We start from the raw sequence: 14,992 nt of genomic DNA, 5'->3' as shown, positions 1-14,992 counted from the left end.
TTCTCTTGTGTTTTATTTTTTTTTAAGATTTATAGAAATTTATATTTTTAAATTTATATATGAATTTTTTAACAATATAAAAATACCATTTTATAAATTTATTTTTTTATATATGTAAAATTATTAATTTTATATATATATATTATAATATCGTATCCATGTTTGATTTAATATTTTTGTTAGTTCTTTTTTATTTATAAATAAAAAATTTTTTTTAATTGTTATAATAAAGTCCATTTTTATTAAATAATTTTTTTTTATTCTAAAACTTTCTTTAGCAATACGTTTAAATATATTTCTTTTACAAGAACTCGGTATTATTTTTTTAGATATGCTAATTCCTAGTCTAGGGAAATTTAAGTTATTGTAAGAACCTAATATAATTAAATTATCTTTTTGTATTTTATAAGATTTTTTAAATACTTTATTATAATTATTAGATTTTTTTAAACGAAATTTTTTAGAAAACGAGAATATTTTCACTTCACAATTTTTACTTAATGATTTATTTAGTAGAAGAAACAGTTAATCTTGATCGGGATTTAGATCTACGTCTAGATAAAATATATCTTCCATTTTTAGTAGACATTCTAGAACGAAAACCATGTATACGATTTCTTTTTAATAAAGATGGTTGAAATGTTCTTTTCATAAATAATTATTATCCTATTTATTATTATTTTTAATATCTATATTATAAATATAGATAAAAAATATTTTTTATAAAAAAATTTTATGTAGTTAAATTAAATATAATGAATAATTATAGAATAATATTTAATATTAAGAGAGTCAATTAACTTTACTTTTATATTAAAAAATATTTTTTAATATGAATATAATATTAATCTATTATTGTAATATGAAAAGGATAGTAAATAACGTTAAAAATATATAATAATTTTTTTTATTTTAATTTATAAAAATTTTTTATTTTTAACAAAACAATATACAATATATTAAAATATATAACTTTTTTTAAATTTTTTATAAATTTTATAAATATTATTTTTTTAATGAATATGTTCCTATAATGGAGTCTGTAGTGTCTATTCTGCTTTGGAAAAAGTGTCTTTCTATATTAAAAAATGATCTACAACCCACAGAATTTAGTATATGGATACGTCCTTTAAAAGCAAAATTAAATGGTAATGTATTGGAATTATATACTCCTAATAAATTTGTATTAAATTGGGTAAAAAAAAAATATTTACAGAAATTCAATAAATTATTAATTCAGTTTTATTCTCATCCTCCTCCAATAATTGAATTTAAAAATTGTTCCAATGATATAAGTTTTAAAAAAATAAAAAAATGTACTATTTTTAAAAAAAATTTTAAAGAAACAAATTCACCATTTAAAAAATTTTTTTTCTATAAAAAATTTTTTATTTCTTCTAATATTAATAAAAAATATCATTTTAAAAATTTTATAGAAGGAAGATCTAATAAATTAGCACGATTATCGGCATATACAGTTTCAAAAAATTTAGGTAGTTATTATAATCCTTTATTTTTATATGGAGGTACTGGATTAGGAAAAACTCATTTATTACATGCTATTGGAAATAAAATTTTATCAAAAAAATGTAAAATAAAAGTTGTTTATACACATTCTGAAGGTTTTGTACAAAATATGGTTAAAGCTTTAAAAAACAATGTTATAGATGAATTTAAACAATACTATAGATCAGTAGATGCTTTATTAATTGATGATATACAATTTTTTTCAAATAAAGAAAGATCACAAGAAGAATTTTTTCATACTTTTAATACATTAATAGAAAAAAATCAACAAATTATTTTAACATCTGATCGATACCCGAAAGAAATAAAAGGTGTGGAAGATCGTTTAAAATCACGATTTAGTTGGGGTTTAACTATTTCTATAGATCCACCTGAATTAGAAACACGAATTTCTATTTTAATGCAAAAAGCAGATGAAAATAAAATTTGTTTAACAGAAGATATTGCTTTTTTTATTGCTACAAGATTAAAATCGAATGTGCGAGAATTAGAAGGAGCATTAAATAGGATAATTGTTAATTCTCAACATAATGGTAAAAAAATTACTATTGAATTAGTAAAAGAATCTATTAAAGATTTATTATTTTTTCCAAAAAAAATTATTACTATAGATGTTATTCAAACTACTGTATCTGAATATTATAAAATAAAGATATCTGATTTACTTTCTCGAAAAAGATCTAGATCAGTATCTCGACCACGTCAAATGGCAATGGCGATTGCTAAAAATCTTACACATTATAGTTTACCTGAAATTGGTTATGCTTTTAATGGACGAGATCATACAACAGTTTTACATGCATGTAGAAAAATAGAACAATTACGAAAAGAAAATAATAATATAAAAAAGGATTTTTTAAATTTACTTAGAACTTTATCATCTTAATAAAAAAATATGCTGAAATTTTCCATAGATCAAAAAAAATTTTTAAAAATTTTGCAAAAAGTATCTATTTTATTAATAAAAAATAATTCTTTATCTATTCTTGAAAATATATTAATTAAGGTAGAAAGAAATATTTTAACATTAACTAGTACTAATATGGATACAGAAATTAATGTTTCTGATACTTTAGAAGTAAATAATGAAGAAGGTTTTGTATGTGTTTCTGGTCGTAAATTATTAAGTATTTGTAAAAGTATTCCGGAACAGTCAATTATTTATATTGAAACTAATGATGTAAAGATGTTTATTAATTCTAACAATAGTTTTTTTGAATTATCTATAGTTTCTGAGAATAAATTTCCTATATTGCAAAATTTTATTCCAGAAGTAGAAATTATATTATCACAAAATATTATAAAAAAAATGATTTGCGATACATATTTTTCGATGGCTGTGAATGATGTTAGGTATTATTTAAATGGAACATTATTAGAAATAAATAAAAAAATGATTAGAATGGTTTCTACTGATGGGCATAGAATGGCGATTTCTTCTTTTCGATTAAATATATTTAAATCGTTATACTCAATAATAATACCTAGAAAAAGTATATTAGAACTAAATAAATTATTGTTTAATAAAAGCGAACCAACAAAATTACGAATAAATAAAAATAATATTCAAATAAATATTCAAAATGTTGTTTTTACATCAAAATTAATTGATGGTCAATATCCAGATTATTTTAATGTTTTAATCACATCTCCAAAAGTAAAAATATCTATCAATGCAAAGAAATTGAAACAAGCACTTTTACGAGTTTCTATTTTATCTGATAAACAGTTTCAAAGTGTTCATTTTTATTTTTTTGAAGGAAAAATAGAGGTTACCGCAAATAATGAATCGGAAGAAATAGCAAAAGAAATAATACAATTAAATTATTATGGAGAAGAAGTAAAGTTTTCTATTAATTCTACATATATTATCGATATATTAAATAATTTTTATGATGAAAATATTATTTTATTATTTAATATTCCAGTTTCAATAATACAAATTGAAAATTTATCTTATCCATTAAATTATTTTGTAGTCATGCCATTATTATTATAATTAATAAATAAAAATTATTTTTATTTTCATAAAAATTATTTTATTTTCATAAAAATTAAAAATTTTATATACTAATAATTTAATAATATTATTATTGTGTAAATACAGAAAACATAAGAGGTATTTAATGTCGCATTCCTATAACTCGTCCAATATAAAAGTTTTAAAAGGATTAGATGCAGTACGAAAAAGACCAGGAATGTACATTGGAGATACAGATGATGGAAGTGGTTTACATCATATGGTGTTTGAAGTTGTAGATAATTCAATTGATGAAGCTTTAGCTGGTTATTGTAAGGAAATTATTGTTACTATACATAAAGATAATTCAGTTTCTGTTCAAGATGATGGAAGAGGTATTCCTGTTGATATACATAAAGAAGAAGGAATACCAGCTGCAGAAGTCATTATGACTATTTTACATGCAGGTGGAAAATTTGACAATAATTCTTATAAAGTTTCTGGAGGTTTACATGGAGTAGGTATATCCGTTGTAAATGCTTTATCAGATAAATTAGAATTGATAATTTATAGAAATAAAAAAAAATATTATCAACAATATCGAAATGGAAATCCTGTTCATTCATTAAAAGTAATAGATATTTCGAATAAAACAGGAACAAAAATTAGATTTTGGCCTAGTTTAAAAACTTTTACTAATATCACAGAATTTAATTCTGAAATATTATCGAAAAGATTAAAAGAGTTATCTTTTTTAAATTCTGGAATTTGTATTTGTTTTAATGATATTAAAACAAATACAAATTGTAAATACCATTATAAAGGAGGTATTAAAGCATTTATAAAATTAATAAATAAAAAACCAATTCATCCAAAAATTTTTTATTTTTCTTCTAAAAAATGTGATACTTCTGTTGAAGTAGCTATGCAATGGAATGTAGGTTTTAAAGAAAAAATATATTGTTTTACAAATAATATTCCGCAAAAAAATGGCGGAACACATTTATCTGGTTTTAAATCTGCAGTGACTCGTACTGTTAACAATTTTATAGAACAAGAAGGTTTTAATAACAAAAAATATAAAATTGTAACTACAGGAGATGATACGAGAGAAGGTTTAGTTGCTATAATATCTATTAAAGTACCTGATCCTAAGTTTTCTTCTCAAACTAAAGAAAAATTAATTTCATCGAATATTAAACCTGTAGTAGAATCATTAATTAATGAATTTTTAATAGAATTTTTTCTAGAAAATCCTAATGATACTAAAATTATAATAAATAAAATAATTGAATCTTCTCGAGCGCGAGAAGCAGCAAAAAAAGCAAGAGAAATTACAAGAAAAAAAGGAAGTATAGAGATATCAGGTGGATTGCCAGGAAAATTGTCAGATTGTCAAGAAAAAAATCCTTCTTGTTCTGAAATTTATATTGTGGAAGGTGATTCTGCTGGTGGTTCAGCTAAACAAGGAAGAAATAGAAAAAATCAAGCAATTCTTCCTTTAAAAGGAAAAATATTGAATGTTGAAAAATCAAGTTTTGAAAAAATGATTTTATCACAAGAAGTCGTAACTTTAATTACTGCATTAGGTTGTGGAATAGGTAGAGATGAATACAATCCTGATAAATTACGTTATCATACAATTATAATTATGACAGATGCAGATGTTGATGGATCTCATATTCGAACTTTACTTCTTACATTTTTTTATAGACAAATGCCAGAAATTATCAATCGAGGGCATATATATATTGCTCAACCTCCTTTATATAAAATTAAAAAAGGTTCAATGGAAAGATATATAAAAGATAATAATGAATTAGATAAATATCAGATTGATTCTGCATTAGAAGATTGCACTTTTTATGATTCTATAAACAAAATAAACATTGTTGATGATGAAGAAATACATTTAATGCTGCATAAATATACATTGTTAAAAGAAAAAATATATAAATTAAAAAATAGTATTCCAAAAATAATTTTTAATGGATTATTGTATTTTTCTATTTTATCTGATATGTATTCAAAAGATAAATTATTCCATTGGATTAAAAATTTTTCTATTTTTTTAAATAAACAAAATGAAAATAGAAATTTATATTCTGGATATATTCAATATTGTAAAGATACAAATTATTTTGCATTAATATTAGAAAAAAAAATATATGGAAATAAATATTGTTATAAATTAGAAAAAAAATTTTTTACTGGATTATTTTATAAAAAAATATCTAACATTAATTCTATTTTACGATCTCTTATTCAAAAAAAAATATATATTCAGAAAGAAGATAAATTATATTCGTTTAAAAATATTGAAAAAACTTTAAAAGAAATAATGTTAATATCGCAAAAAGGATTAATTGTACAAAGATATAAAGGTTTAGGAGAAATGAATCCTGTTCAGTTATGGAATACAACAATGAATCCTCAAACTAGAATAATGTCACAAATTTCAATTCAAGATGCTTCTGATGCAGATCAACTATTTCGAACTTTAATGGGTGATGTAGTTGAACCTCGAAGAAATTTTATAGAAAAAAATTCTTTATATGTTCAAAATATTGATTTTTAAATTTTTTATTAATTATATATTTCCAATTAAAATAACGGCAGGTATAAAAATATAAATACTCTGCCGATATGTAGTATATATTTTTTTTAAAAAATTTTTTTTGTATATATTTTACTTTTTAACATTTCCAAAATTTTTATTTTGCATAATTGTCTAGATAAAGATTTTTTAATTTTTAATTTTTCTTCCATGGAAATAATATTTTTTTTTAATTCATTTTCTAATCTGTATTTTTTTTTCAATGTTGTATTAAGATTAATTTTATTACTAATAATAGCATTATCAGCTAAAATGTTTATAAAAGATGGTTGTACTTCCAAAATTCCGCTATATATATATATATATTCTATTTTTTTTTCTAACATAAAAATATATAATATTCCTGGTTTAATAAAAGTTAATAATTGTCTATGTCCAGGATAAATTCCTAAATTTCCTTCAATTCCAGAAACTATAATTTTTTTCACATATTGAGAAAAAAATGTAGATTCTGGACTAACAACATTTAATTTTATATTCTGTATTTTTTTTTTCATATTTTATTTTTTTATTTTTGTATTTAAATATTTATTTTTTTTTTGGAATATACTTCTTTTATATTTCCAATCATATAAAAATTTTGTTCAGGATAATGATCTAATTCTCCATTAATAATTTTTTTAAATCCTTCTATTGTTTCTTCTAAAGAAACATATTTTCCTTTAATACCTGTAAAAATTTCTGCAACAAAAAAAGGTTGAGACAAAAATTTTTGTATTTTTCTTGCTCTTGAAACCAATAATTTATCATCTTCTGATAATTCATCCATTCCTAAAATAGCTATTATATCTTGAAGTTCTTGATATTTTTGTAAAATTTTTTGTACTTGTATAGCAGTATTATAATGATTTTTTCCTATTATTAATGGATCAAGTTGTCTACTAGTAGATAATAAAGGATCAATAGCAGGATATATTCCAAGTGATGCGATATTACGACTAAGAGTAACTGTAGAATCTAAATGAGCAAATGTTGTTGCTGGAGATGGATCTGTTAAATCATCTGCAGGTACATATACAGCTTGAATAGAGGTAATTGATCCTTTTTTTGTAGAAGTAATTCTTTCTTGTAAAATACCCATTTCTTCAGATAAAGTTGGTTGATATCCTACAGCAGAAGGCATTCTTCCTAGTAAAGCAGATACTTCTGTTCCTGCTAAAGTATATCGGTATATGTTATCGATAAATAATAAAACATTTTTTCCTTCATTTCTGAATTTTTCTGCTAAAGTCAGCCCTGTGAATGCAACTCTAAATCGATTTCCTGGAGGTTCATTCATTTGTCCATATACTAAAGATACTTTATCTAATACATTAGAACATTTCATTTCTTTATAAAAATCACTTCCTTCTCTAGTTCTTTCTCCTACTCCTGTAAAAACAGAATATCCAGAATGTTTTATTGCAATATTACGAATTAATTCCATCATATTAACTGTTTTTCCTACTCCTGCTCCTCCAAATAGTCCTACTTTACCTCCTTTTGAAAAGGGACACATAAGATCAATTGCTTTAATTCCTGTTTCTAATATTTCTTCAGAATAAACTTGTTCTTCATATTTAGGAGGTGTTCTATGTATTTCCCAATATTCTACAATTTTTTTTTTATCTGTATATATAAAATCTCCTTTCATATCTATAGGATTTCCTAAAACATTCATAATTCTTCCTAAAGTAATTTCTCCTACTGGAACTTTAATTCCATGATTAAGATCAATAACTTCTAATCCTCTTTTTAAACCTTCAGAAGAACCCATTGCAATTGTACGTACTATTCCACCTCCTAAATGTTGTTGTACTTCTAATATTAAATGATTATTTGAATTAGTTTTTATTTTTAAAGCATTATATATTTTTGGTATAGTTTTTGTTGTGAATTCAACATCAACTATCGCTCCTATAATTTGTATTATTTTTCCAATATTTTTCATATAAAAACCTTATTATTGTTTTTTTTTTTTGAATTATTTATGTAGATTTTTTATTTTAATTATTATTCAGTAGAAGAAGATATAATCTCAGAAAGTTCTTGTGTAATGGATGATTGACGGGATTTATTAAATTGTAATTTTAAGTTATTTATCAATTTATCACTATTTTCAGTTGCGCAATGCATAGAAATCATTCTAGCAGATTGTTCACTTGCTAAATTTTCTAAAATTATTTGATATATTTGAAATTCTAAATATTTATTAAATAGCGTATTTAATATAAATTTGGAATTAGGTTCATAAATATAATCCCATGAAGTATTTTTTTTTTTTTTTAAAAAAATTTTTTCATAAGAAAAAGGAAGCAATTGAATAATTTTAGGTTTTTGAACTAATCTATTAGTAAACTTATTAAAACTAATGAATATTTTTTTAATTTTATTCTTTTCATATAGATCAATTATTGGTTTTACCGAAGAAATGATTTTTTTAAAAGATGGGTTTTCTCCAATTTCAGTAGTTATATTTATTTTTTCATATTTATAATGTTGAAAAAATTTTTTGGCTTTTGATCCTATAATAATTAATTTAATATTATAATTTTTTTTTTCAAAATACGATATTTTATCCATTGTTTTTTTAAAAATATTAATATTAAGTCCTCCACATAACCCCTTATCAGTAGATACAATAATTATTCCTATAGAATTTATTTTTTTTTTTTTTAAATAAGGATGTATATATTCTAGGTTTGCTTGCATGCTATTTTTAATAACTTGTTTTAACACCATATAATATGGTTTTCCTAATAGCATTTTATTTTGTGTTTTTCTCATTTTTGATATTGATATCATTTCCATAGCTTTGGTAATTTTGCGAGTATTTTGTATACTTATAATTTTATTTTTTAATATAGAATTGAAAGACATTATATGTTCCTGCTTTTAATTATGAAAATATATAATATATTTTTATAAAAATATATTTTTTTTGAATTCTGTTATTAAAATATTGAAATCTTTTTTTATTTTATCGTTATAATCACCTTTTAAATTTATTTCAGAAAATAGTGTAAAATAATTTGATTTAAAAAAATATAATATTTTTTTTTCAAAATTTCTTATTTTTTGAATAGATATATCTTCTAGATAACCATGAACAGCACTGAATAATAGTATACTTTGCTCGGCTATACTTAATGGATGATATTGTTTTTGTTTAAGTAATTCTGTAATTTTTTGACCGTATAATAATTGTTTTTGTGTTTCAAGATCTAAATCCGATGAAAATTGAGAAAAAGATGCTAATTCACTATACTGAGCAAGAGCAGTTCGAATACCACCAGAAAGTTTTTTAATAATTTTAGTTTGAGCAATACTACCAACTCTAGATACAGAAATTCCTGTATTAACTGCAGGTCGTATTCCTGAATTAAATAAATTTGATTCTAAAAAAATTTGTCCATCAGTAATGGATATTATATTTGTTGGAATAAATGAAGATACATCTCCGGCCTGAGTTTCTACAATTGGTAATGATGTTAATGATCCAGTAGTATTTATTTTTTTATTTTTTGTATGTTTATGAATATATGATATGTTTACACGAGCAGAACGTTCTAATAATCTTGAATGTAAATAAAATACATCTCCAGGGAATGCTTCTCTTCCAGGAGGTCTTTTTAATAGTAGAGAAATTTGTCGATATGCAATAGCATGTTTTGTTAAATCATCATATATAATTAAAGCATCTTCTCCTTTATTACGAAAAAATTCTCCCATAGAACAACCACTATATGGAGCAATATATTGTAATGCAGCAGATTCTGATGCGGATGCAACTACAATAATTGTATTATTTAAAGAATTATGAATTTCTAATTTTTGAACTACATTTAAAATAGTTGACATTTTTTGTCCAATAGCAACGTAAATACATTTTACTCCAGATGTATTTTGATTGATTATAGTATCAATAGCTAAAGAACTTTTTCCAGTTTGTCGATCACCAATAATTAATTCTCTTTGCCCTTTTCCTATCGGTATTATCGTATCAATACATTTATAACCAGTTTGTAAAGGCTCACTAATTGATTCTCTTTCTATTACACCAGGAGATTGAGATTCTATCGGAAGATATTTATCCGCATTAATTTCTCCTTTATTATCAATGGGAACACCTAAACTATTAACAATTCTTCCTAAAAAATTATTTCCTACAGGTACTTCTAGAACTTTTCCTGTAGAATATACACGCATTCCTTCTTTTAAATGAATATAGGATCCTAAAACCACCGCTCCTATGATATCTTTTTCTAAATTTAATGCTAAACCGTATAAATTTTTTGATAAAATTAACATTTCTCCTTGCATAACTTCTGAAAGACCGACAATTCGAATGATACCATCATTAATAGAAATAATTGTTCCTTCATTTTTTTTTTCTTGAATAAAATCAAAATTATTAATTCTTTTTTTTATAATTTTGTATATTTCACTAGAATTTAATTTCATTATTTTCTCTTTTTTTATTTTATTTAAATATAATTTTTTTTATTTCAACTAATCTATTTTTAATAGAATGATCCATTACTATATCGTTGATTCGTATAATTATTCCTCCTATTATTGTTTTTTTTATATTTTTTTTTAAATATATTTTTTTTTTAATTATTTTTTCTAATTTATTTTTAATTTTTTGATATTCTAAAATATTTAATTCATATGCAGTAGTAATTTCTATTTTTTCCATTTGTCTATCTTGCAATGAAAATTTTACAAATAGTTTATAAATTGTAGGCAATAGAATTAATTTTTTGTTTTCTAAAAGAAGTTTAATAAAATTTGTAAAAAAAATATTTTTTTTTATATCGCATATTTCAATAAAAATTTTTTTAGAATATTTATATTCTAAAAGACCTAAAATAATTGGTTGTAATTTATTTATTTGAGAAATTTTAGAAGAAAAAAAAATTAATTTTTCCCATTCTTTGACACATTGATTTTTTTTTGAAAATTGAAAAGCAGCTTTGGAATAAGGTAGAGCTAAACTGTTATTATGCATCTTGATAGAATATTCCTATAAATTTTTATAACTTTGAAATAATTTTTTTTATTAAAATATCATTATCTTTTTTATTTATGGATTTTTGTAAAATTTTTTCAGCAATTTTTAAAGATAAATCTCCAATATATTTTTTAGATTCTAAAAATATTTTTTTTCTTTCTAAATCTATTAAATTTTTTGCTTGTGCAATAATTTTAATTTTTTCTTTTTCTGCTTCTATTTTTGTTTCTTGTAATATTTTTTCTTTGTTACGATATGCTTTTTCTAAAATTATTGATGATTCTAATTTGGATTGTTGTATTTTTTCTTTTATATTTTTTTGTAATTTATTTAATTCAATATTTTTTTTTTTAATAGATTCTAGTGCATTTATAATTTTTTGTTTTCTACTTTCTATTTTTTTAATTATAGGAGGCCATATAAATTTCATGCATATTAATACAAATAGTAAAAATGAAATCGCTTGACCTAAAATAGTAGCATTTAAATTCATATATATATTCCAGGTTAATAAAATTTTTTTTAATTCCTTACGTTTAATTAAACGTAAGGTATTTATATATTTTAATAAAAAAATAAAAAAACATATTTTAAAACAAACGTAATAATAAACACTATTTAAGTAACGGCAAATAGAATATATAAACCTAAACCAACAGAAATCATAGGAATAGCATCAACTAAACCCATTACAATGAAAAATTGAGTTCTTAGCATAGGAACTAAATCTGGTTGTCTTGCAGCTCCTTCTAAAAATTTTCCTCCTAAAATTCCGATTCCAATAGCTGCTCCTATTGCAGCTAATCCCATCATGATTGCTGCAGACATATAAATTATTTCCGTATGAAGATGTTCCATTTTTATTCTCCAAATATTTATATAAATTTTTATAGAATTTTAATTTAATGTTTACGCAATGCCATGGATAAATATACAATAGTTAAGATCATAAATACAAACGATTGGAGAACGATGACTAAAATATGAAATATTGCCCAAGGTATATTTATAATCCATTGTAACCACCAAGGTATAAAACTAGAAATTAAAATAAAAATCATTTCTCCAGAATACATGTTTCCAAATAAACGTAAACCTAACGAAATTGGTTTAGATAATAAATTGATAAATTCTAATATAAAATTGAATATAAAAAATATAGGATTATTAAAAGGTTGTAAAAAAAGTTCTTTTAAAAATCCAATTATCCCTTTTATTTTTAAACTATAATATAAAATTAAGCAAAAAACTCCTAAAGACATGGATAATGTGATATTAATATCAGCAGTAGGAACAATACGTAATGTAGAAATATTAAATATTTTTTTTGATAAAAACGGAATTAAATCAATAGGAATTAAATCCATTGAATTCATTAATAAAACCCAAACAAATATTGTCAATGATAAAGGAGCAATTAAATTATTTTTACATAAAAAAATTTCTTTTACATTTTTGTTTACAAAATTTATTATCAATTCAATAGATATTTGTAACTTATTGGGATATGTATTAAATGATTTTTTTGCTGTTATATAAAAAAAAAATATAAAAACTATACCTAAAAAAAATGAAAAAAAAATAGAATCCAAATTCAAGATCCAGGGAGAATGTATTATATGATGTGGATTTACAATTTTTAGATTTCGAAGATCTAATTGTAAATGTTGTAAATGATGACTAATATACTCTTTAGGAGTAAATATTTGTCTATTAGACATTATGTCTCAAGTCCTTCTAAATGGTTTAATTATAATCTAAATAAAATAATTGCAGTTTATTATATTTGAATTAATTTGATTATAATAAAATATATATAAAAAATTTTATTTTTCAAATAGTGAATATAATTATTTTTATTTTTTTAAATAAATTTATAAATAATGTAAATTTTATTTTTAAAATAAGTAAATTAATAAAAATATTAAAAATAATTTTGACTAAAAAATATTAAAAATTTATATTTTTTATAACATAAAAAATATAAATTTGATTAATTATTTTTTTAAAATTGAAATACACCATTTTTAAAGTTAATTAGTAAAATAGATATAGCAGCTGGCGTTACTCCATCTATTCTAGAAGCATGACCTATAGATATAGGTTGAAAATAATTTAATTTATACGATACTTCTTTCGATAGACCTATTACTTTATTATAATTAAAATTGTTAGGTAATTTGGATTTTTCGTTTATTAAATGACGTTGAATTTCATTTTTTTGTCTTTTGATATAACCTTTATATTTAATTTCAGTTTCAATTTCTTTTAATACTTCTATATCTTTAATATCTATATTTATAGAATCAATTTTAAATAAAATATCAAAATTAATTTCTGGTCTTTTTAATAATTCTATAAAATTAGTATCTTTATTAATATTTATTTTTGTTAATTCAAAAAGTTTTTTGGATGATTGTGAATTTTTTAAAATTTTTAATTTTTTTATTATATTTTTTTGATATTGTATTTTTTTTATTTTTTCGTTATATCTATTCCATCTTTTTTTATTGATTAAATTAAATTTTCTCCCTATTTTAGTCAATCGTAAATCTGCGTTATTTTCTCTTAATAAAAGCCTATATTCTGCTCTTGAAGTAAACATTCTATATGGTTCTTGTACACCTTTAGTACATAAATCATCTACTAAAACTCCCAAATACGCCTCATTTCTTTTTGGAAACCATCCTTCTTTGCATTTTTCTTTTATATTTTTAACAGCATTTATACCAGCGAGTAATCCTTGAGATGCAGCTTCTTCATATCCAGTAGTTCCATTAATTTGACCTGCTAAAAATAAATTATTAATGTATTTGCTTTCTAATGTTGGTTTTAATCCTTGAGGATCAAAATAATCATATTCTACTGCATAACCCGGTTGTAAAATTTTTGCATTTTCTAGACCATGAATTGAATTAATAACTTGTTTTTGTATTTCAATAGATAAACTAGTAGATATCCCATTTGGATATATTATTGAAGAATTCAAACCTTCTGGTTCTAGGAAAATATGATGTTTATTTTTATCTTTAAATCGAATGACTTTATCTTCAATAGATGGACAATATCTTGGACCTTTTCCTTTAATCATTCCATTATACAAAGGACTATTTTTTATATTATTAAGAATAATTTGATGAGTTTTTTCATTTGTATAAGTTAAATAACATGGTATTTGTTTAGGTCTTTTAAAATTAGGTTTTAAAAATGAAAAATATGGTAAAGGAAAATCACTATGTTGAGATTGTAAGAAACTAAAGTTTATACTATTTTTATCAATCCTTGGAGGAGTACCTGTTTTTAGTCTACCTTGTTTTAATGGTAATTCTTTTAATCTCATGGATAATGAAATTGAAGAAAAGTCATTTCTTCTACCACCTGCAAAGCATTTTTTTCCTATATACATTGTACCGTTTAAAAATGTTCCAGTAGTTAATATTACTGATTTGGAAAAAAATGATTCTTGTGATGTAGTTTTTATTCCTATTACTGTTTCTTTTTTTATTATTAAATCGCTTACTTCATATTCTAGTATTGTTAATTTAGTTTGTTTTTTTAAAAAATAATTTATTGTATATTGATATATTAATCGATCTGCTTGTGCTCTTGTAGATTGTACAGCAAATCCTTTACTAATATTAAGAATTTTAAATTGTATACCAGCTCGATCAATAGTAGAAGCCATAATTCCACCTAAAGCGTCAATTTCTTTAACTAAATGACTTTTACCGATTCCTCCTATAGAGGGATTACATGATAATACTCCTATAGATTTTTTGTTTTGAGTTATTAATAATGTTTTCAATCCCATACGAGAGCTTGTCATAGATGCTTCAGTTCCTGCATGACCTCCTCCTATAATGATTACATCAAATTTTTTTTTGTTTGTCAT

The 14,992-nt window shown here is 22.1% G+C and carries 14 protein-coding genes; 3 read left to right on the top strand and 11 right to left on the bottom strand.

The window, feature by feature from the left end; all coding sequences use genetic code 11:
* Positions 1-129 precede the first annotated feature (129 nt).
* Together rnpA and rpmH are read right to left on the bottom strand one after the other, a co-directional pair.
* Positions 130-483, bottom strand: coding sequence for a ribonuclease P protein component (rnpA, locus tag RJU59_RS00070; RefSeq protein WP_343155161.1), 354 nt, complete (start codon positions 481-483; stop codon positions 130-132).
* Positions 484-505: 22 nt separating this feature from the next.
* Complete coding sequence (gene rpmH / locus RJU59_RS00065; RefSeq protein ID WP_343128619.1) at positions 506-652, bottom strand: 50S ribosomal protein L34; 147 nt, start codon at positions 650-652, stop codon at positions 506-508.
* A 393-nt stretch (positions 653-1,045) separates the two neighbouring features.
* Here rpmH and dnaA point away from each other — a divergent pair, with 393 nt between their 5' ends.
* The 3 genes from dnaA to gyrB all read left to right on the top strand — a co-directional run bounded on the left by dnaA (position 1,046) and on the right by gyrB (position 6,065).
* Entirely contained in the window at positions 1,046-2,413 is a 1,368-nt protein-coding gene (gene dnaA / locus RJU59_RS00060) for a chromosomal replication initiator protein DnaA (protein WP_343155334.1), read from the top strand.
* A gap of 9 nt (positions 2,414-2,422) precedes the next feature.
* Positions 2,423-3,526 (top strand): DNA polymerase III subunit beta, encoded by a 1,104-nt coding sequence (dnaN, locus tag RJU59_RS00055; RefSeq protein ID WP_343155160.1) that lies wholly within the window; start codon positions 2,423-2,425, stop codon positions 3,524-3,526.
* Between the two features lie 127 nt (positions 3,527-3,653).
* Entirely contained in the window at positions 3,654-6,065 is a 2,412-nt protein-coding gene (gene gyrB / locus RJU59_RS00050) for a DNA topoisomerase (ATP-hydrolyzing) subunit B (RefSeq protein ID WP_343155159.1), read from the top strand.
* Between the two features lie 86 nt (positions 6,066-6,151).
* On the opposite strand, the gene atpC is transcribed toward gyrB, so the two are convergent.
* The 9 genes from atpC to mnmG form a co-directional block, all read right to left on the bottom strand.
* A complete protein-coding gene (gene atpC / locus RJU59_RS00045) occupies positions 6,152-6,601 on the bottom strand; it encodes an ATP synthase F1 subunit epsilon (RefSeq protein ID WP_343155158.1) in 450 nt (149 codons plus the stop codon).
* 23 nt (positions 6,602-6,624) lie between these two features.
* Positions 6,625-8,034 (bottom strand): F0F1 ATP synthase subunit beta, encoded by a 1,410-nt coding sequence (gene atpD / locus RJU59_RS00040; RefSeq protein WP_343155157.1) that lies wholly within the window; start codon positions 8,032-8,034, stop codon positions 6,625-6,627.
* Between the two features lie 62 nt (positions 8,035-8,096).
* Positions 8,097-8,963, bottom strand: a complete 867-nt coding sequence (gene atpG, locus RJU59_RS00035; RefSeq protein WP_343155156.1) for an ATP synthase F1 subunit gamma — start codon at positions 8,961-8,963, stop codon at positions 8,097-8,099.
* Between the two features lie 42 nt (positions 8,964-9,005).
* Positions 9,006-10,547, bottom strand: coding sequence for a F0F1 ATP synthase subunit alpha (atpA, locus tag RJU59_RS00030; RefSeq protein ID WP_343155155.1), 1,542 nt, complete (start codon positions 10,545-10,547; stop codon positions 9,006-9,008).
* 19 nt (positions 10,548-10,566) lie between these two features.
* A complete protein-coding gene (locus tag RJU59_RS00025) occupies positions 10,567-11,097 on the bottom strand; it encodes a F0F1 ATP synthase subunit delta (protein ID WP_343155154.1) in 531 nt (176 codons plus the stop codon).
* Positions 11,098-11,122: 25 nt separating this feature from the next.
* Positions 11,123-11,593: a F0F1 ATP synthase subunit B gene (gene atpF, locus RJU59_RS00020; RefSeq protein ID WP_343155153.1), complete on the bottom strand. Its 471-nt coding sequence runs from the start codon at positions 11,591-11,593 to the stop codon at positions 11,123-11,125.
* Between the two features lie 125 nt (positions 11,594-11,718).
* The gene (atpE, locus tag RJU59_RS00015; RefSeq protein WP_343128610.1) at positions 11,719-11,958 is read right to left on the bottom strand and encodes a F0F1 ATP synthase subunit C; all 240 of its coding nucleotides are present in this window, start codon (positions 11,956-11,958) and stop codon (positions 11,719-11,721) included.
* 44 nt (positions 11,959-12,002) lie between these two features.
* Positions 12,003-12,821: a F0F1 ATP synthase subunit A gene (atpB, locus tag RJU59_RS00010; RefSeq protein WP_343155152.1), complete on the bottom strand. Its 819-nt coding sequence runs from the start codon at positions 12,819-12,821 to the stop codon at positions 12,003-12,005.
* Positions 12,822-13,105: 284 nt separating this feature from the next.
* Positions 13,106-14,992: a tRNA uridine-5-carboxymethylaminomethyl(34) synthesis enzyme MnmG gene (mnmG, locus tag RJU59_RS00005; protein WP_343155151.1), complete on the bottom strand. Its 1,887-nt coding sequence runs from the start codon at positions 14,990-14,992 to the stop codon at positions 13,106-13,108.

Origin of the sequence: Buchnera aphidicola (Kurisakia onigurumii) (genome assembly GCF_039394605.1) — a bacterium.
Taxonomy (GTDB): Bacteria; Pseudomonadota; Gammaproteobacteria; order Enterobacterales; family Enterobacteriaceae; genus Buchnera_I; species Buchnera_I aphidicola_B.
Note: the sequence above shows the minus strand (reverse complement) of the source record. Positions and strands in the feature narration are given on the sequence as shown.

Excerpts from the sequence above, each read along its gene's own strand:
- rpmH (WP_343128619.1), bottom strand. The coding sequence starts at position 652 with ATGAAAAGAACATTTCAACCATCTTTATTAAAAAGAAATCGTATACAT.
- dnaN (WP_343155160.1), top strand. The coding sequence starts at position 2,423 with ATGCTGAAATTTTCCATAGATCAAAAAAAATTTTTAAAAATTTTGCAA.
- gyrB (WP_343155159.1), top strand. The coding sequence starts at position 3,654 with ATGTCGCATTCCTATAACTCGTCCAATATAAAAGTTTTAAAAGGATTA.
- atpC (WP_343155158.1), bottom strand. The coding sequence starts at position 6,601 with ATGAAAAAAAAAATACAGAATATAAAATTAAATGTTGTTAGTCCAGAA.
- atpD (WP_343155157.1), bottom strand. The coding sequence starts at position 8,034 with ATGAAAAATATTGGAAAAATAATACAAATTATAGGAGCGATAGTTGAT.
- atpG (WP_343155156.1), bottom strand. The coding sequence starts at position 8,963 with ATGTCTTTCAATTCTATATTAAAAAATAAAATTATAAGTATACAAAAT.
- atpA (WP_343155155.1), bottom strand. The coding sequence starts at position 10,547 with ATGAAATTAAATTCTAGTGAAATATACAAAATTATAAAAAAAAGAATT.
- RJU59_RS00025 (WP_343155154.1), bottom strand. The coding sequence starts at position 11,097 with ATGCATAATAACAGTTTAGCTCTACCTTATTCCAAAGCTGCTTTTCAA.
- atpF (WP_343155153.1), bottom strand. The coding sequence starts at position 11,593 with ATGAATTTAAATGCTACTATTTTAGGTCAAGCGATTTCATTTTTACTA.
- atpE (WP_343128610.1), bottom strand. The coding sequence starts at position 11,958 with ATGGAACATCTTCATACGGAAATAATTTATATGTCTGCAGCAATCATG.
- atpB (WP_343155152.1), bottom strand. The coding sequence starts at position 12,821 with ATGTCTAATAGACAAATATTTACTCCTAAAGAGTATATTAGTCATCAT.
- mnmG (WP_343155151.1), bottom strand. The coding sequence starts at position 14,992 with ATGACAAACAAAAAAAAATTTGATGTAATCATTATAGGAGGAGGTCAT.